Source organism: Shewanella aestuarii (assembly GCF_014647215.1).
Lineage (GTDB): Bacteria > Pseudomonadota > Gammaproteobacteria > Enterobacterales > Shewanellaceae > Shewanella > Shewanella aestuarii.
The window spans coordinates 469,755-487,909 of record NZ_BMOT01000001.1; the positions used below are offsets into that span (position 1 = coordinate 469,755).

General features: G+C 40.5%; 14 protein-coding genes and 5 tRNA genes. 3 read left to right on the forward strand and 16 right to left on the reverse strand.

Going from position 1 to position 18,155, the window contains the following annotated elements; translation table 11 throughout:
• Nucleotides 1-157 precede the first annotated feature (157 nt).
• The 13 genes from nth to IEY03_RS02125 all read right to left on the reverse strand — a co-directional run bounded on the left by nth (nucleotide 158) and on the right by IEY03_RS02125 (nucleotide 9,400).
• Entirely contained in the window at nucleotides 158-790 is a 633-nt protein-coding gene (nth, locus tag IEY03_RS02065) for an endonuclease III (protein WP_188839672.1), read from the reverse strand.
• A gap of 7 nt (nucleotides 791-797) precedes the next feature.
• Nucleotides 798-1,493 (reverse strand): electron transport complex subunit E, encoded by a 696-nt coding sequence (locus tag IEY03_RS02070; RefSeq protein WP_188839673.1) that lies wholly within the window; start codon nucleotides 1,491-1,493, stop codon nucleotides 798-800.
• Nucleotides 1,486-2,109, reverse strand: a complete 624-nt coding sequence (gene rsxG / locus IEY03_RS02075; RefSeq protein ID WP_188840022.1) for an electron transport complex subunit RsxG — start codon at nucleotides 2,107-2,109, stop codon at nucleotides 1,486-1,488. Before rsxG ends, IEY03_RS02070 begins: the two co-directional genes overlap by 8 nt.
• 24 nt (nucleotides 2,110-2,133) lie before the next feature.
• Complete coding sequence (rsxD, locus tag IEY03_RS02080) at nucleotides 2,134-3,186, reverse strand: electron transport complex subunit RsxD (RefSeq protein WP_188839674.1); 1,053 nt, start codon at nucleotides 3,184-3,186, stop codon at nucleotides 2,134-2,136.
• A 2-nt stretch (nucleotides 3,187-3,188) separates the two neighbouring features.
• A complete protein-coding gene (rsxC, locus tag IEY03_RS02085) occupies nucleotides 3,189-5,486 on the reverse strand; it encodes an electron transport complex subunit RsxC (RefSeq protein WP_188839675.1) in 2,298 nt (765 codons plus the stop codon).
• Nucleotides 5,486-6,061: an electron transport complex subunit RsxB gene (rsxB, locus tag IEY03_RS02090; RefSeq protein WP_283103301.1), complete on the reverse strand. Its 576-nt coding sequence runs from the start codon at nucleotides 6,059-6,061 to the stop codon at nucleotides 5,486-5,488. Before rsxB ends, rsxC begins: the two co-directional genes overlap by 1 nt.
• Nucleotides 6,061-6,639: an electron transport complex subunit RsxA gene (rsxA, locus tag IEY03_RS02095; protein ID WP_188839676.1), complete on the reverse strand. Its 579-nt coding sequence runs from the start codon at nucleotides 6,637-6,639 to the stop codon at nucleotides 6,061-6,063. The genes rsxB and rsxA overlap by 1 nt, the downstream gene beginning before the upstream one ends.
• 146 nt (nucleotides 6,640-6,785) lie before the next feature.
• Nucleotides 6,786-8,684 (reverse strand): EAL domain-containing protein, encoded by a 1,899-nt coding sequence (locus IEY03_RS02100; RefSeq protein ID WP_188839677.1) that lies wholly within the window; start codon nucleotides 8,682-8,684, stop codon nucleotides 6,786-6,788.
• Between the two features lie 245 nt (nucleotides 8,685-8,929).
• Nucleotides 8,930-9,005: transfer RNA gene (locus tag IEY03_RS02105), tRNA-Asn, on the reverse strand.
• Between the two features lie 22 nt (nucleotides 9,006-9,027).
• Nucleotides 9,028-9,103, reverse strand: a tRNA-Asn gene (locus IEY03_RS02110).
• An 18-nt stretch (nucleotides 9,104-9,121) separates the two neighbouring features.
• A tRNA-Asn gene (locus IEY03_RS02115) sits at nucleotides 9,122-9,197 on the reverse strand.
• A gap of 18 nt (nucleotides 9,198-9,215) precedes the next feature.
• Nucleotides 9,216-9,291: transfer RNA gene (locus tag IEY03_RS02120), tRNA-Asn, on the reverse strand.
• A gap of 33 nt (nucleotides 9,292-9,324) precedes the next feature.
• Nucleotides 9,325-9,400 (reverse strand) — tRNA-Asn (locus IEY03_RS02125).
• Between the two features lie 1,341 nt (nucleotides 9,401-10,741).
• Between IEY03_RS02125 and uvrB the strand changes: the two genes are divergently transcribed.
• Entirely contained in the window at nucleotides 10,742-12,760 is a 2,019-nt protein-coding gene (gene uvrB, locus IEY03_RS02130; protein ID WP_188839678.1) for an excinuclease ABC subunit UvrB, read from the forward strand.
• A 96-nt stretch (nucleotides 12,761-12,856) separates the two neighbouring features.
• On the opposite strand, the gene asnS is transcribed toward uvrB, so the two are convergent.
• A complete protein-coding gene (gene asnS, locus IEY03_RS02135) occupies nucleotides 12,857-14,257 on the reverse strand; it encodes an asparagine--tRNA ligase (RefSeq protein ID WP_188839679.1) in 1,401 nt (466 codons plus the stop codon).
• 232 nt (nucleotides 14,258-14,489) lie between these two features.
• Between asnS and IEY03_RS02140 the strand changes: the two genes are divergently transcribed.
• Nucleotides 14,490-14,825 carry a hypothetical protein gene (locus tag IEY03_RS02140; RefSeq protein ID WP_188839680.1) on the forward strand — a complete coding sequence of 112 codons (336 nt, stop codon included), beginning with the start codon at nucleotides 14,490-14,492 and terminating at the stop codon, nucleotides 14,823-14,825.
• Between the two features lie 10 nt (nucleotides 14,826-14,835).
• Here IEY03_RS02140 and IEY03_RS02145 read toward each other — a convergent pair whose 3' ends face one another.
• On the reverse strand, nucleotides 14,836-15,411 hold the full coding sequence (locus tag IEY03_RS02145) for a CoA pyrophosphatase (RefSeq protein ID WP_188839681.1): 576 nt from the start codon (nucleotides 15,409-15,411) through the stop codon (nucleotides 14,836-14,838).
• 221 nt (nucleotides 15,412-15,632) lie between these two features.
• Between IEY03_RS02145 and IEY03_RS02150 the strand changes: the two genes are divergently transcribed.
• Nucleotides 15,633-16,544, forward strand: a complete 912-nt coding sequence (locus tag IEY03_RS02150) for a DMT family transporter (RefSeq protein ID WP_188839682.1) — start codon at nucleotides 15,633-15,635, stop codon at nucleotides 16,542-16,544.
• 166 nt (nucleotides 16,545-16,710) lie between these two features.
• Here the strand turns inward: IEY03_RS02150 and IEY03_RS02155 are convergent, their stop codons facing one another.
• Entirely contained in the window at nucleotides 16,711-18,120 is a 1,410-nt protein-coding gene (locus IEY03_RS02155) for an anti-phage deoxyguanosine triphosphatase (protein ID WP_188839683.1), read from the reverse strand.
• Nucleotides 18,121-18,155 lie beyond the last annotated feature (35 nt).

The following is an 18,155-nucleotide window of genomic DNA, read 5'->3' on the forward strand; positions in this document are numbered from 1 at the left end:
CGTGCTGTGCACACCAAGTAGAGTAAGTTACTGACCAGAACACCATCAAAATTGATAGATATCGCATCGTAAATTTACAGACTATTAACTATGGATGATAGTCGAAGGTAACTGCTATTTCTCCTTCACTTACATGTAAATACAAACCGGTCAATGATCATTCAGTCTTGTCTTTAAACTCACATAAATCTTCGATAATACAACTACCACAACGTGGTTTACGCGCCACGCAGGTATAGCGACCATGAAGAATAAGCCAGTGATGTACGTCAACTTTAAACTCAGCAGGTACAACTTTTAATAACTTCTGTTCAACTTCAACGACATTTTTGCCCATGGCTAGTTTAGTACGATTCGATACGCGGTCGATATGGGTGTCCACCGCGATTGTAGGCCAGCCAAAGGCGGTATTTAGTACCACATTAGCCGTTTTGCGACCGACACCGGGTAGCGCTTCTAATGCTTCACGATTTTCAGGTACTTCGCCATTATGAAGGTCTATTAACATTTTGCAGGCGTTAATGACGTTAACCGCTTTGTTATTGTATAAACCTATGGTTTTAATATATTGCTTTAATCCGTCGACCCCTAAATCATAAATTCCCTGTGCAGTATTGGCGACGGGGAACAATTTATCAGTGGCTTTATTAACGCTGACATCTGTTGCTTGAGCTGAGAGGGTTACGGCGACTAACAGTTCAAAAGGGGAACTAAAATTGAGCTCAGTCTCAGGTTTCGGATTGTTGTCCCGTAATCGTTTGAGTATTTGTATTCGCTTTTGTTTATTCATCAGAAAACTAGCTCACTTTGGTGATACGTACACGCTCCACCGCCTGGGTTATTATTTTAGGCTGGCGCTGCTTAACCTTTTGGTCAATATAGTTTTTTAAGGCGATTAATAATCCCATGGCAATAAATGCACCTGGGGGAAGTAACGCTAACAAAAATGCATTATCGACTTGCCATAGATGAAGTGTAAGCGATTTAGCCCACTCTCCGAGTAGTAAATCCGCGCCATCAAAAAGAGTACCTTGCCCAAGTACCTCGCGTGTTGCGCCCAGTACGACAAGCACAGCAGTAAAACCCATTCCCATCATTAAGCCATCAAAGGCAGAGTGAGCAAGGGTGTTACGAGATGCGAACGCTTCTGCACGACCGATAATCACACAGTTAGTGACGATGAGTGGCAAGAAAATCCCCAGCGATAAATACAAGCCATAGGCGTAGGCATTGACAAGTAATTGTACGCAGGTAACCAGAGCGGCAATAATCATCACAAAAACCGGGATGCGAATTTCTTTAGGAACATAGTCGCGAACCAAAGACACTAATATATTAGAACCGACTAACACTATTAATGTTGCTAGACCCAATCCAAGTGCATTCGTAATTGTGGCAGTCACGGCTAATAGCGGACATAAACCTAATAACTGGACTAAACCTGGGTTATTAGACCATAACCCTTGCTTAGCGATTTCTGAATACTTACTCATGGGATTCTCCGCAGCGGCGACCACTTTGGTAAAGTGTTTTTCGATTTACATCAACAAAAGTAACGGCGTTGTTGATGGCCTTTACATAGGCTCTTGGGGTAATAGTCGCGCCAGTAAATTGATCAAATTGACCACCATCTTTTTTTACTTTCCAAGAAGGATCGTCTTTGTGCCATTGCTGACCAGTAAAATGAGTCACCCAATCTGATTTTCGCAGTTCAATTTTATCACCCAGCCCAGGTGTTTCTTGATGAAGTAGGGTGCGTACGCCTAAGATATTATTATCATTATCTATGCCGATGATAAGCTTTATGCCCCCGTTATACCCATCAGGTGCAATAGCTTCAATTGCAATGGCACTCGGTATTTGTGATTGCATTGCGATATAAGCAGGTAAATCTTCATCTGTCCCCAAAAGATCAGGGGAGTTAACCAAAATACATTGCGATACTAATTCATTATCATGGTATTGCGTGGGGATTACTTGAGTTAATGTTTGACTAAGTTGCGCACGCTGCTGCTGTATAATGGTGTCTTTCGTCAGCCCGTTTACAACCGCAACTAAGCCAGTACAACACAAAGCGAAGATGCCCAGAATAGTGCCATTTTTAAGCATTGAATTATCTTTTATTGACACAATTTAACTCCCTGAACGATGGCCATATGTTCTAGGGCGAACATAATGGTCAATAAAAGGGGCACACATATTTGCCAATAAAACGGCGAATGCCACAGCATCTGGATAGCCACCAAAGGTTCTAATCACATAAATTAACACCCCAATCATAACGCCGAAAATAATACGCCCTCGATGACTTGTCGCAGCCGTGACGGGGTCGGTTGCAATAAAGAAAGCCGCTAACATGGTGCCGCCTGAAAATAAATGCATCATTGGGCTGACATGGGTGTCTGGGTTGAGTAAAAAACCGAAGCTGGAACAAATAAACAACGCGCTTAGGATCCCAAAGCTTATCTGCCAACGTATGATCTTTAGTTTGAGCATGATCAAGCCACCAATAAGGAAAGCCAAATTGACCTCAAACCATCCCAAACCTGCCATGCCGGAGAAGATAGGTTTGGCAAGACTTTCATGGGTTGTCATACCCATTGATAAGTCCGTTTTCAATGTATCAAGCGGTGTTGCCATTGTGGAGCCGTCAATTGCTAAGTTGTGGCCGATCACTAAAATATCCGAGGCTGAATTGAATACCGCATTTAAGGCATACGTTAAATCAACAGATTGCTGTGCAGCTGACATAGGTGAAACCCAGTCGGTCATTTGTACTGGGAACGAGATGAGTAATAAAACGTAACCCGCCATAGCAGGGTTAAACAAATTATTACCCAGACCACCGTAGAGATGTTTAACAATGATAATTGAAAATAATGTACCAATAACAACAACCCACCAAGGGGCTAATGGTGGAATGGCAATAGCCAGCAGTAACGCGGTGACCAAGGCACTATTGTCAGCTAAAGTAGATTTTATGGGGCGATTTCGCAATGATAATATGGCTGCTTCTGCTGCATAAGCGGTTATAACCGCGATTGCTATTTGCAACAAAGTACCAAATCCAAAAAAGTACAGCTGAGTCGCAATACCAGGAAGTAAGCACAGTGCGACTCTTTGCATGACTTTGGCGGTTTGTAACGTCGAGCCTACATGGGGCGATGAGGCAATCTTAAATGCCATGATTAATCCTTTTTCTCGGCTTGTTGAGCCAACTTTTTCGCTTTTGCTTTAGCAACCGCAGCTGCAATTTTGGCTTTTTTATCCAGTACGGCACTATCTAAATTTGGGGTTTGTTCTAGTGTTATCGATGAACTTGATAATTGTGACTCAACATTGCTTGTTTCTACCTGCTGTAACTTTTTCGCTTTAGCCTTTGCAACTGCAGCAGCTATACGCGCTTTTTTATCCTGCTCAGCTGGATCAGTATTGTCATCAGCTATAGTCTTTTTCGCCATTGCGCCATTGGCAGATGCGGTTATTGAATTATCTTCATTAGGCTCAGTGTCAGCTGAATCGGATGCAATTTCTGTTTGTTGTAACTTTTTCGCCTTAGCTTTGGCAATCGCGGCAGCGACTTTGGCTTTTTTGTCATTCAGTGATGGATCAGTATCTGACGTTGAACTATCAGCTAAGCCATTAACAGCTTCATCCGATGTTATAGCTTGATTATTTTGCGCCGCTTTTTTGGCCTTAGCACGGGCAACCGCAGCAGCGATTAGATTCTGTTGCGAAATACCCCCTTCGACAACACTATCTGATGGATTGTGAGTATTGGATGGTGTTTGCGTAGCATTATTTTCTATCGAAAATTGCTCAGCCGATTGAGCTGCCTTTTTGGCTTTTGCTCTAGCAATTGCAGCACTTACTGCGGATTTTTTATCTACGCCAGTGCTGTCATTGGCATCATGCTTAACGATCGATTGCAGATTCGCTTCATTAGACTGTGCCGCTTTTTTGGCTGCTATTCTTGCCATAGCCGCCGCGACAGCATCTTTATCGGATGACTTCATATTTGCTTGGCGTTTTTCAGCGGCTTCTTTAGCTTTTGCCTCACGAGCAAGTTTTTCATCTTCTAAGCGTTGCAGTCTGGCTTCAAACCTTAGTTTGGCTTGTTCTGCGAGGACTTTTTCTTCAGCTTCAACTCTTAATGCTGATTTAGCTATACGATAATATTCAACTAATGGAATATCGCTTGGACAAACATAGCTACAGCAGCCGCATTCAATGCAGTCTTGTAAATTGAAACTAGCGGCTTTGTCATATTCTTGCGCTTTAGCATGCCAAAACAATTGCTGTGGTAATAAAAGTGCAGGACATGCAATGGCACATTCGCCACAGCGGATACAGGCTTTTTCGTCACTGTCCGGACTAATTTCTTCATTGGAAGGGGCTAAAACACAGTTAGTCCCTTTTAGTACAGGCACATAAGGATCATGTATGGCATAACCCATCATAGGGCCACCAATAATGAGTTTTTGAGTTGTTGATGGTCTGAAATCAACAAGCTCAAGTGCTGCAGCTACTGGAGTACCAATGGGTAACCAATAATTTCCTGGTTGGTGAATGTTTTTTCCCGTAAAAGTCACCACGCGCTCAATCAAAGGTTTACCAGAATAAATGGCGTCTTGGATAGCAAAAGCTGTGCCCACATTTTGAACCACAATCCCTAATTGAGAAGGTAAGCAGCCACTTGGCACTTCTTTACCTGTGATAATTTGAATCAGCTGTTTTTCACCACCAGATGGATATTTAGTCGGGATGACTGTAACCCTTGTGCTGTTTGCTGGCAATTTACTAAGGTGAATTGCCTGCTGCATAGCTTGTGCGGCTTCTGGCTTGTTGTCTTCAATGGCGATAATGATGCGTTGTGGACCTAATAGGCGATGAATAATTTCTATGCCTTTTAGGATCTCGTTACTGTATTCACGCATTAAACGATCATCAGAGGTGATATAAGGTTCACATTCAACACCATTGATGATGACAAGATCAATTTCACTGGCCGTGTTTAATTTGATATGGGTTGGAAATGCAGCACCGCCCATACCGGCAATTCCAGCCTGTTTGATTTTGGTGATAATGTCATCATTAGAAAGTGCTGCTGGATCTGACGTAATAAGATCGCACCAATTGTCATAACCATCAGCATCTATGATGCAGCTTAATACGGGTAAGCCTGATGCATGGTTACTGGCAACGGCCTTAATCGCTGTGACCGTTCCAGATGTAGGGGCATGAACTGGTAAATAGATAAAACCCGTGCCCTCAGTTAACACTTGGCCTTTTAAAACCGTCTGACCAACCTCAACCAATAAACGAGCTTGTTCGCCAACCTGAGGGATCGGCACGACAAACTGTTTGGCCAATGGTAATCGACCAATGGCTTGCTGATTTGATAATTGTTTAAGTTCTGGAGGATGAATGCCGCCAGGAGACTGCCAAAGTGAGCCTTTATCTAATTGTTCTAATAAAGTTAACACTATCTTTCCTCAAGGCTTTCTGACACAAGGGTTACAGGTATTGCATTAAGCTTCCAGTCCCAGTTTTTTAATGTGGTTTCTACCGGAAGCATATCAATACAGTCAACCGGGCAGGGCTCAACACATAAATCACAGCCGGTACAATCTTTAGCAATGACAGTGTGCATTAATTTACCTGCGCCTAATATTGCATCGACAGGACAAGCTTGAATGCATTTAGTACAGCCTATGCATTCGTCTTCTCGAATGTATGCGACTTTTTTTACTGCTTCTTGCGCTACTTGATCCAATGGTTCGGGGTCAACACCCATCAATTCGGCCAATTTTTCCATAGTAGCAGTGCCGCCAGGTGGGCATTTATTGACTTTATCACCGTTAGCTATGGCTTCTGCATAAGGACGGCATCCAGGGTATCCACATTGACCACATTGTGTTTGCGGTAAAAGCGCTTCCACTTGATCTATGATCGGGTTGCCTTCCACTTTAAATTTATCGGCGGCGTAGCCTAAAATGATCCCAAAAACGATGGCTGAAATTGTCAATACCGCTACAGCGACAAAAATATGAGTGATCATTATTTTACCAGCCCCGCAAATCCCATGAAGGCCAATGACATAAGGCCTGCTGTGATCATTGCAATTGCTCCGCCTCTAAAGGGTAATGGTACATCAGCAGCGGCGAGACGTTCTCTCATTGCAGAAAATAAAATTAACACTAATGAAAACCCGACTGCAGCACCAAAACCATATACCGCCGATTGTAGAAAATTATGATCTTCATTTACGTTAAGCAGTGCGACACCTAACACGGCACAGTTTGTGGTGATTAATGGTAGATATATACCCAATGCGCGATGCAGTGTGGCACTGGTTTTTTGGACTAACATTTCAGTGAATTGAACAACTACCGCGATGACCAGAATAAAACTCATGGTTCGTAAATAAGATAAATCAAATGGTTGTAACAAGAACTCATTGGTTAAGTAGCTTAAAATCGATGCCAGTGTAAGCACAAAGGTGGTGGCCATTGACATACCAATCGCGGATGCCAGCTTACTGGATACCCCCATAAAGGGGCATAAACCAAGAAATTTGACTAATACAAAGTTGTTAACCAGTACGGTACCAATCAATAAGAGGAGATACTCTGTCATCGCTACGCATTTATTATTAAAAGATCTGCGTATTATCTAAGGTTTAGCGCTGAGAAACAACGGATAAAAAATAAGGTTAACGAGATTTTCGCTAACCTTTACAGAAATATGTCCATATTGTTTGCCACGCATTGTCGAAAACGATGTTATTCCGACGTCATAACCTCACTCGGTTTTGCTAAGTAATACCCTTGATAGCCATCGATAAACAACTTTTCAAGGGTCATTTTTTCATCTTGACGCTCAACACCAGTAGCGATAACTAATATGTGCATTCTTTTAGCGATATCAACAATCATACGAACAAAAAAACGATTATTATTATCAGATTCAATTTGATCACTGTAGCTACTGTCCAGCTTTATATAATCTGGACGAACTTCACTAAAGAATTTGAAAGATGTAAATCCAAGACCAAAACGCTCGACGGCAACCTTAGCACCGACTTTATGGATTTCAGACACAAAACGATAACTGGTATTTAAATTTGTTTGCATTCCAGATTCATTCACTTCAAAAACCAACCGAGATGCCGCTTTTCGGTGATTGCTTAATACATCTTTTAACCAAAAGATAAATTCGTCTTGTAAAGCCGATGTGGCACTGATATTGACACCCATTGAACCCGTTAAGTTTGGATTGTCTTGGATTAACTGTAACGTGCTTGTCACAATCATTTTATCTAATTCGATATTTAGGCCGTATCTTTCAGACATTGCTATTACCGTTGCTGTCGGCAAATGCTGGCCTTCGGCATTAAAAAAACGGGCTAATAATTCACGATATAAGTCTTTGTCATTGTTACAAGGTAATAGGGGCTGTTGATAAAATTTAACTGCGCGACGGTCAATAATATTGTTGATGGTGATTTTCCAGTGTTCGTCACCGAATTTTTCATTACCATCAAATTTTTCTAGGAAATGGAAACGATTTGGCCCCAGTGTTTGTGCAATACTTACGGCTGAATCAGCCATAGCTAATAATGTTACCGGATCATCCTCTGATTGATAGGGAACAATACCTATATGTGCTACTGAGTCTTTTTGAGTGTTTAAGGTATAATCATCGAATTGCTGTTTGAGTTTTTCAATATAATTACTACTGTCTTTTAGCGTTGAATTCTCCAGAAAAAGGGCAAAATCACTACTGGAGATTCTATAATACTCTTTAATCGTGTTTCGATTGCCTGCATTTCGAATGCAGTCAGATACTTTCCCTAAATAATCATCTCCCGCTAAACGACCATGAAGTTGATTTATGTTCGCCAGTTCTGATGCTTTAATGATAACTAACACACCAAATTCATTTTTTTGAGGTTGAATTAACTTGTCTAATTGAGTTGTAAATCTTGGCCGAGTCGAAAACTCAGTGACAGGATCAAGATAAGCCAATTTGGTGAGTTTTTCATTTTCAAGCCTTACCTGCTCTAAGTTTTCTTTTAGCCGGCAACGGCAATTCTCTAATGCAATACTAATAGGGCTAAGCAAGCCATTAAGGCGTGATGCTTCGATGGCTTGAAACGAAAGCGTTGGAATACTATCGATATAATGAGCTGCATACTTGATACGTTTTTTAAGGGCGAAAACTAAAAGGGCAAATAACAGCATTAAAACGATATAGGTAATCAATAGCTGTTCAAATATTGTTTGTAAATTCGCTAAACTATTGTCTAACAGTGTTTTAGTACTCAAACGAACTTGCAACCTACCTTCTGGTAAATTGAAACTGTGATCTAAATTGAGGGTAAAAAATTTATCTGCAATATTTGGTTCACGCTTAGCCAAGCTACCAAAAGTATAGTTATATGTGCTATCGGATTTGTGGCTGAATTGAAAAAATTGCAAGTCATTATCACGACTAAAGATTTCGTAGAGTTCCTTACCATTACCAGTCCAATCTTGGTAATTTACAGCATAGGCAGTAAAGTTTTGGTTTACTGTTTGAGCATGACTTTGAACTTGATGATTTTCAAGTGTATAAACACGCAGAAACAACAACCCGAATACGAGCAGTAGTATCAATTGGAAGGATTTTGATAAGCCCATAAGATATCCATAATATAAGGGTGATCTCTTTTCGTACAAACATCAGTGGCTAAAAAATATTTAAAAACTGGATAGTTAAATTTTGATTTATACCAAAGAGATAAAATTGCATAAGCAAAGTATCATAACAGAATAACTAAGACTAAATCACTAGCCTAAACAGGTTATATGTTAGCAGGGTATGAATAAGCGGTAGGATTTATATATAAAGAGGGGGCAGTGTAAGAATAAATAAGATATTTAATTGGCTCCCCAGACTGGACTTGAACCAGTGACATACGGATTAACAGTCCGCCGTTCTACCGACTGAACTACTGGGGAATCTTAACTATCTTTTATTTGATGGCTCCCCAGACTGGACTTGAACCAGTGACATACGGATTAACAGTCCGCCGTTCTACCGACTGAACTACTGGGGAATTTATCAATGTTTTAAGTGGCTCCCCAGACTGGACTTGAACCAGTGACATACGGATTAACAGTCCGCCGTTCTACCGACTGAACTACTGGGGAATACTTAAATTTATTATATGGCTCCCCAGACTGGACTTGAACCAGTGACATACGGATTAACAGTCCGCCGTTCTACCGACTGAACTACTGGGGAATTCTATAATAATGTAATCAACTCAACTTGTTTTGGCTCCCCAGACTGGACTTGAACCAGTGACATACGGATTAACAGTCCGCCGTTCTACCGACTGAACTACTGGGGAATCGAACAACAATGTATTGCTGAGAACGGAGCGCATAGTAAAACGCTCTGTTGCATGAGTCAACTCGAGTTCTAAAAAAAAGTGAAATTAACTTGTTAACTGCTCATGTAATGTGCATCGTGAACGACTTTTGGGCATTAATGGTAAAAATTGGACACATTAGTTTCATTTAACATGAGCAGAAGATGTGATGTGAGTTGTAATCACACTCAAACTGATAGAAGAAGGGTTAAACGATTAATCATGAAACAAACACCACATATAATGACATGGCCAATTTAACATTCGCAGGATGGTCAATTAAGTAGATGACTTCATTATTGCGTCAGCGAATATTTTGTAGGGGTATTTTCAGGTTTTAATCACTTCAAATAATGATAATTGAACTAGATGGTAATACTTCAACGTATCTAACACTGCTAATAGCTAAGCATACTAATCATCGACTCATAGCAATGAATGTTTTGGATTATTTTGTGATAACAATTTCTTAAAAGCTTGCCTGTGATTGAATCGGTAAAAGTGGTCGTTAACCTGAACTGAGTAATAGATGAGTAAATAAGTTTTAAAGTACCCTTAATCAATGTGATTAAACTGCAACTGGTACTTTTTACAGAAAATAAGGTGATTACACCTGTAATATCTGGCCTATTGCAACTAAATTCAACACAGTCAGTAGAGCAAAGTAGAGAGGTTATTGGATAAGAATTAGTCTCAATGCTTAGCTTAGTTAAATTATCGAGTGATAAAAACCATCCAAAGACCACTAACTGCTGTCCTGAATCACCCTCAACCTAGTCATGTTTAGTGTAAAGCAGTACAACATAAAAAATGAAAAGATTTCAAATGTAATAAACTTTCATCAAGCTTTAATGACAGTTGATGGAATTGACCATAACGTCAACCCCGCATGCTGCCTGAGGTTTAATGAGTTATCCACTAAATCTGTGGATAAGCTTGTGGGTTACTCTTGTTTATAGGCTGCAAACACTGATTAAGCCTCAGTTCAGCTTAAAATGGTAGATTTATTTAGCATGAGCTTAAGCTCTTGTTTTTAAATGATTTAAAAAAAGCAAGATGTTTTTTTTAACCAATGGTGATCAGGTTGCAAAATTGTAATTAGTTACAAACGACTATTGTGTATTAAATTGCAGTTAACGCTGAGGTTTAAGGTTGCAAAAGCGACTTTTACTGTGGTAAAGCATTTTGTTTAATAGTTTCATCTCTATATCAGTAATTTGACATTTATCCATGATTGACGTTTTTCAAAGCAATTAATTTCTAGGGGAAATAGGCTTTTTTTATTATGATATTTGCATTATACAAAAAAAGAGATTCCGCGTGCCAGATCAGCTCTTTCGTTTAAACTCTCAATATACTCCAGCAGGCGATCAACCCACAGCAATTAACCAATTAGTGGAGGGATTACAAAATGGAGTCGCTAGCCAAACATTGTTAGGCGTAACTGGTTCGGGAAAAACATACACCATAGCCAATGTAATCCAAACTATGGGCCGCCCCACGATCATCATGGCACCCAACAAAACCCTTGCTGCACAACTCTATGGTGAGATGAAAGAATTTTTTCCTGATAACGCCGTTGAATATTTTGTTTCCTATTATGATTACTACCAACCAGAAGCCTATGTTCCCGCTTCAAATACCTTCATTGAAAAAGACGCCTCGGTTAACGCGCATATTGAACAAATGCGCCTGTCAGCGACTAAAGCGCTTTTAGAACGTAAAGATGTGGTCTTAATCGCGTCTGTGTCGGCTATCTATGGTCTGGGTGATCCAGATTCATATTTAAAAATGTTGCTGCATCTTCGTCAAGGGGATTTTATGGGGCAACGGGACATATTAATTCGCCTCAGTGAGTTGCAATATAAGCGCAATGATATTGAATTACAGCGCGGTACATATCGGGTTAGAGGAGAGGTCATCGATATATTTCCCGCCGATTCTGAACGTGATGCTATTCGTGTTGAATTATTTGACGATGAAATTGAAAGGTTAAGTGAGTTTGATCCACTCACAGGACAGATTATTAAACGCATTGCCCGTACCACTATTTATCCTAAAACGCACTACGTCACTCCAAGGGAAAAAATTTTGGCTGCAACTGAATTCATCAAAGAAGAACTCAGACAACGTCGGAATTTTTTACTTGAGAATCATAAGCTAATAGAAGCGCAACGGATTACGGAGCGAGTTCAATATGATGTAGAGATGATGGTAGAACTAGGTTATTGTTCTGGCATTGAAAATTATTCACGCTATTTATCGGGGAGATCACCGGGAGAGGGGCCACCGACACTATTAGATTATTTACCTGCCGATGGCCTGTTAATCATCGACGAATCTCATGTTACAGTTCCGCAAATTGGCGCCATGTATAAAGGTGATAGAAGCCGCAAAACAACTTTAGTGGAATACGGCTTTCGATTGCCATCAGCACTTGATAATCGGCCCCTTAAGTTTGAAGAGTTTGAAAACTTAATGCCACAAACAATATTTGTCTCGGCTACCCCGAGCCAATATGAATTAGATAAAAGTGAAGGTGAGATAGTCGAGCAAGTCGTTAGACCCACTGGCTTACTTGATCCTGAAATTGAAGTCCGACCCGTTGGCATTCAAGTTGACGATTTATTATCGGAAATTCATAAAAGAGTTGCGGTTAATGAACGAGTACTTGTGACCACATTAACCAAAAAGATGAGTGAGGACTTAACCGATTATCTTGACGAACATGGAGTGAAAGTACGCTATCTTCACTCGGATATTGATACTGTTGAACGCATGGAAATTATCCGCGATTTGCGTTTAGGGCATTTTGATGTGATCGTTGGAATTAACCTATTGCGCGAAGGTTTAGATATGCCTGAAGTCTCGCTAGTGTGTATTTTAGACGCGGATAAAGAAGGTTTTTTACGTTCTGAACGTTCACTTATCCAGACTATTGGACGTGCGGCTCGTAACATTAATGGCAAAGTGATCCTCTATGCAGATAGGATCACCAACTCGATGGCTAAGGCAATGGGAGAAACCGAACGCCGCCGTGAAAAACAACGTTTACATAACCAAACTCACGGCATCACGCCAAGAGGCGTAGTAAAAAGCATTACTGATGTCATGGATGTGGGAGAAAGTAAACAAGGTAAACGCACTAAAAGCATAGGTAAGCTGGATAAAGTGGCAGAAACCAGCCCACAATACCTGAGCATTGCTGACATTAGTCATCAAATTGATTTGCTTGAAAAGCAGATGCTTGAGCATGCAAAAAACCTAGAATTTGAACAAGCTGCAGCGTTAAGAGATGAAGTTAAACAACTTAGAGAGCAACTTATCATCGCCTCTTAGTTGAGATTGATATACGGAAATTGTTTAATGTCATTTGTTTTGAGCATAAAAAAACGCGCTAATTAAGCGCGTTTTTTATATCAGTAAGCAAACCTATTAGAAGTTAGCTGAACGAGGTGCGCGAGGGAATGGGATCACATCACGAATGTTGTTTACGCCAGTAACATAAGAGACTAAACGCTCAAAGCCTAAACCAAATCCTGCATGTGGCACTGTGCCATAGCGACGTAAATCGCGATACCACCAGTAATCTTCTTGGCTTAGTTCCATCTCAGCTAAACGCGCATCAAGTACATCTAAACGTTCTTCACGTTGTGCGCCACCGATAATCTCACCAATGCCAGGAGCTAACACGTCCATTGCCGCAACAGTTTTACCATCATCGTTAAGACGCATATAGAAAGCTTTAATGTCTTTAGGATAGTTTTTAACTACCACAGGCGCTTTAAAGTGTTCTTCTGCTAGGTAACGTTCATGCTCAGATTGTAAATCGATACCCCACTCAACAGCGAACTCGAATGATTTGCCACAATTCTTTAAAATTTCTACTGCGTCAGTGTAATCTACCTGCGCGAAATCACTGCTCACGAATGACTGTAAACGTTCGATAACTGTGTTATCTACACGCTGATTAAAGAAGGTTAAATCATCCATACGCTCTTCAAGCACGGCATTGAAAGCGAACTTAAGCATTTTTTCTGCTAGTTCTGCAGCATCATCTAATGTTGCAAATGCAACTTCAGGCTCTACCATCCAAAACTCTGCCAAGTGACGAGTTGTATTAGAGTTTTCAGCACGGAAAGTTGGTCCGAAAGTGTACACTTTAGATAAAGCGCACGCATAAGTTTCAGCATTTAACTGACCCGATACGGTTAAGAATGCTTCTTTACCGAAAAAGTCTTTGTCGTAATCCACTTTGCCAGCATCAGTTAGCGGCAGGTTTTCCATGTCTAAGGTTGATACACGGAACATTTCGCCCGCGCCTTCACAGTCAGAAGCGGTGATCAGTGGCGTAGAGACCCAAATAAAACCTTCTTGATGGTAAAAACGGTGAATAGCTTGTGATAAACAGTTACGTACGCGGGCAACAGCACCAATAATATTGGTGCGTGGACGTAGATGAGCTAATTCACGAAGGTGTTCAATTGAGTGACGCTTAGCTGCCATAGGATAGGTGTCTGGATCATCAACAAAACCAGTAACATTAATTGAGGTCACTTGTAGCTCAAATGCCTGTCCTGCACCTGGAGATTCGACAACTGAACCGGTCATTTCAACGGCACAACCTGCGGTTAGCTTTAAAACGTCTTGCTCATAATTATCTAAGCTATTTGGCACAACGCCTTGGATTGGGTCAAAACATGAACCATCATAAACGGCTAAGAATGAGATACCCGCTTTTGAATCACGACGAGTTCTAACCCATCCTTGTACGGTTACTGATGAACCAACAGCGTGTTCACCTTTAAAAACTGAAGCGACAGATGCAATGCTCATTGTTGCTTTATTCTCCAAGATCAAAATAGTAAGTAATTTTGTGTTTATCTTACCTTTATGGTGGCTTTTCTCAAGCTGAAAACGTTATTCTAAGTGTATTAATCCGATAGTTTTAATTAGCAGACGTAAATAACATGTAAAATTGATCTTTTTGGTGTTGTTTTTTGTGATTTTGGATTGGTCCATGACTAACGCTGCAAAAATCAGTGCACAAAGAGGATAGGGTAGAAAGATGACTCGATTAGATATATTTCAAATCATATTAACAATATTGTCATTATTAGGCTGGAGCTTGGCGATATATGCATTACTGATTTATGGTGAGGCAAGACCCGATCGCGCGGTTGGATATTTTTTATCAAAAGGGGTTGAAGTGCGATTTGACTGGGATCCGGCGTTAACCGTGAAATTAGAATATATCATTTGGTGGTGCGCAGGCATAAGCTTGCTCAATTTGTTGGTCAATTTTTACGCCAAAACGACGGCTCGAATTGGATTTTGGTTCAATATTCCGTTGTTATTTCTTGTTTCATTATCCGCGGGGTTATATATACGTTACGTGGTGTAGTTCTCAGTTATCAATTATCAATATGGCGGCACAATAAATCAATAATGGCCGCTGTTACGCCCCAAATAAATTTATCTTCAAATGGCATATAATGCACTTGATACAGCTTGCCTTTTCGCCAATGTTGACCCAAATGACGATTTTCGCCTTGTTTAAAGTAATTTAATGGGACTTTAAAGCAACTGTCTACTTCACCGGGATCAATGATTAAATCAAATGGTTGGTTAATAATCCCTATAATCGGGGTGATGGTAAATCCGGTAAAGGTTTTGTGGGGAGGGAAAGCGCCTATAACTGTAACGTTGCCCCTTTGTAGTCCAATTTCCTCTTCAGCCTCACGCAATGCGGTATCTGTTGCATTCTTATCATTGTCTTCTAATTTCCCTCCTGGAAAACTAATTTGCCCAGGGTGATGCCTCAGGTGTAAAGGACGTTTAGTTAACAGGAGGTAGAGCTGACCATCAATTTGCTCTATTGGGATCAAGACTGCCGCTTCACGTCCGGGGAAATGAGCTGGCGCAGAGCTGATGTTACTGACCGAAAGAGGCTGTAGTTGAAAGCGGATCAAAAAATCATTTAATTGCATATAAAGTATGTAAACCTTAATTTTTTTGCAAAATAGCTGTCATTGGTAACTACACGATTGCTATATGGATGCCGCTTAATGCGCTGAAATTAAGTTAACTCAGACCTAGACTATTCTAAAGGATTTTCTCATTTTTTATCTTGGAAGATTAATTTTCAAGGGTGCTTGTAGTCAATCAGCAACTTAAGTAGTCTTGTTTTCTTTTATCGATGGAATGCGCTGTGATTGCCAATTTATTACTCCTATTAACTGCCGCTGTTTGGGGCTTTGGATTTGTTGCCCAATCAATGGGGATGGATCATTTATCTCCTTTTATGTTCAACGGGTTACGCTTTTTAATTGGTGCAGTAAGTTTACTGCCATTACTATGGTTTTTTGCTCATAAAAAATCGTTATTAATTGGCGATAAAAAGTCATTAGTGTTGGCCGCTATGAGTGCCGGTTCAGTGTTGTTTTTTGCGGCATCATTACAACAGGTAGGCTTACAGTTTACCTCAGCAGCCAATGCGGGTTTTATCACAGGTTTGTATATTGTCATCGTACCTGTATTAGGATTGATCCTGAAACACCAAACAGGGGTAAATACTTGGGTAGGCTGTGCTATTGCGGTTTTCGGACTTTACTTTCTAAGTATTAAGGATGACATGAGCATTGGTTATGGTGATTTATTGCAACTTATCGGCGCGGTATTTTGGGCTATTCATATCCTTATAATCGATCATTTTGCTAAAAAGCACTCTCCGATTTTACTTTCGCATTTACAATTTATTTTTTGTGGCTTGTTGAGTATCGCGGTATCACTGATAATTGAGACGACTGAAATAGGTAACATAACTTTAGCCTGGGCAGCCTTGGCTTATTCTGGCATTGTCTCTGTGGGTGTCGGTTATACCTTGCAGGTCGTCGCCCAAAAAAATGCCCATCCAGCACATGTCGCGATTATTTTAAGTTTAGAAACTGTGTTCGCTGCAATAGGTGGCATTTTAATATTAGATGAAACACTAGAACCACGAGCCTTGCTAGGGTGCAGTTTGATGTTGGCAGGTATTTTAGTGTCACAAATTCCACTGCGTTATTTTGTTAAATCGTGGCGACAGACTAAACAAACACAAATTCAATCTGATGAATCCTAGATTTCTTTTGAGCCTTGTAGTTTTTTGGTAAGCACTTTATACATGGTTAAGTGCTTACCCAATTAAATACACTCGTATGATTTTCGATATATTGTGCTTACTGCGATGATTTTTCTGTGTCGAGTAAGCGCGTGAATGAAAATATTTAAAAACAATAACCTAAGTATCAAAGCTCTCTGTTGAGCTCTAAAATGCCGGCGGTTTTACTGCCAAATAATTGTTGATGTAATCTAGCCGCGAATTCATCTGTCATACCAGAAATATAATCCGCAATCACCCGCATTGGATTATTATTTTCCTGCTGAGCCTTTAGCCAACGTTCACCAGTATTCAGGGGTAATAATCGCTTGGGATCAGATGCAAACGCTTCAAATAACTCCATCACAATTTGCTGACCTTTATACTCAAGCATTTGAATTTCTGGCTTTCTAATCACGTATTTAAATACAAACTGCTTGAGCACACTTAACGTGGTGGCAAAATCTAATTCAAGCTCTGCATGATATTTGAGTAAATGTTCATCAAATTCAGGCTTGATTTGTATATTTATCGCCGTGACAAAGGCATTAACCAGTGTGCCGATGGCGTCTTTGCGTAAATGATGTTGATTCGAGAATAATTTGGCACCTATGGTGTGGATTTCATGTTTAAGCCAGCTATCTTCTATGTGCTGTAACGGAACAACAACGTCTTGCTGCCATTGGTGTGGATTTACGATACCCATCACTATGGCATCTTCAAGATCGTGAACCGCATAGGCAATATCGTCAGCTAATTCCATTATGGAACAATCAAGTGATTTAAACTTTGTCTTTAAATGCGGGTAGTCAGGGTGAACGAGACTTTGCTCACTGGCTAAAAACAATTGGCGATCGTTTTCGGTTAAACACGATAATACCCAATCTAAAATGGGTTTATCATCATCAAATATTCCTTTAACAGGCGGCCAATCCGAAGGTTTTAATTGTCGATGATTTAATACGGGGGCAGGATGAGTGTTGATCCATAATTGCGAGTAGGGAGCCGGGTATTTTAATATGCCCAAAAGTGTTCTGCGGGTTAAATTCATCCCGGTGGACGGGGTGTACGGTTCTAGCCGAGCCAATATTCGAAACGTTTGGCCATTCCCCTCAAAACCTCCATGATCGCGCATCATATAATGTAAAGCGACTTCACCACCGTGTCCAAATGGCGGGTGGCCAATATCGTGGGCTAAACATAATGATTCAATTAAACTCATTGAATTCAGTAAATACTTAAGATTAGGGTATTTTCGTCTTAGTTGCGCCGCAATACCTGTACCTATTTGAGAGACTTCTAGTGAGTGAGTTAAACGTGTGCGATAAAAGTCGTTCATGCCTATGCCTAAAACCTGTGTTTTTGCTTGTAGGCGTCTAAAGGCAGCACTGTGCAATATTCTTGCTCTATCACGTTGAAAAGGACTGCGGTGATCGTTTCTTCGTTGTTTATCTTCACCCGATATGCGTTGGTGCCAGATATTTTCATGGGCCTTGATATTATCGGGACTTGAAATAGCAGATGTAGGTAGCAAAAGTGAATTAGAGGCAGATGACATAGCCGAAAATCCTTATAATTTTAGATGAGCGATAC

Excerpts from the sequence above, each read along its gene's own strand:
- nth (WP_188839672.1), bottom strand. The coding sequence starts at position 790 with ATGAATAAACAAAAGCGAATACAAATACTCAAACGATTACGGGACAAC.
- IEY03_RS02070 (WP_188839673.1), bottom strand. The coding sequence starts at position 1,493 with ATGAGTAAGTATTCAGAAATCGCTAAGCAAGGGTTATGGTCTAATAAC.
- rsxG (WP_188840022.1), bottom strand. The coding sequence starts at position 2,109 with ATGCTTAAAAATGGCACTATTCTGGGCATCTTCGCTTTGTGTTGTACT.
- rsxD (WP_188839674.1), bottom strand. The coding sequence starts at position 3,186 with ATGGCATTTAAGATTGCCTCATCGCCCCATGTAGGCTCGACGTTACAA.
- rsxB (WP_283103301.1), bottom strand. The coding sequence starts at position 6,061 with ATGATCACTCATATTTTTGTCGCTGTAGCGGTATTGACAATTTCAGCC.
- rsxA (WP_188839676.1), bottom strand. The coding sequence starts at position 6,639 with ATGACAGAGTATCTCCTCTTATTGATTGGTACCGTACTGGTTAACAAC.
- IEY03_RS02100 (WP_188839677.1), bottom strand. The coding sequence starts at position 8,684 with ATGGGCTTATCAAAATCCTTCCAATTGATACTACTGCTCGTATTCGGG.
- asnS (WP_188839679.1), bottom strand. The coding sequence starts at position 14,257 with ATGAGCATTGCATCTGTCGCTTCAGTTTTTAAAGGTGAACACGCTGTT.
- IEY03_RS02140 (WP_188839680.1), top strand. The coding sequence starts at position 14,490 with ATGACTCGATTAGATATATTTCAAATCATATTAACAATATTGTCATTA.
- IEY03_RS02145 (WP_188839681.1), bottom strand. The coding sequence starts at position 15,411 with ATGCAATTAAATGATTTTTTGATCCGCTTTCAACTACAGCCTCTTTCG.
- IEY03_RS02155 (WP_188839683.1), bottom strand. The coding sequence starts at position 18,120 with ATGTCATCTGCCTCTAATTCACTTTTGCTACCTACATCTGCTATTTCA.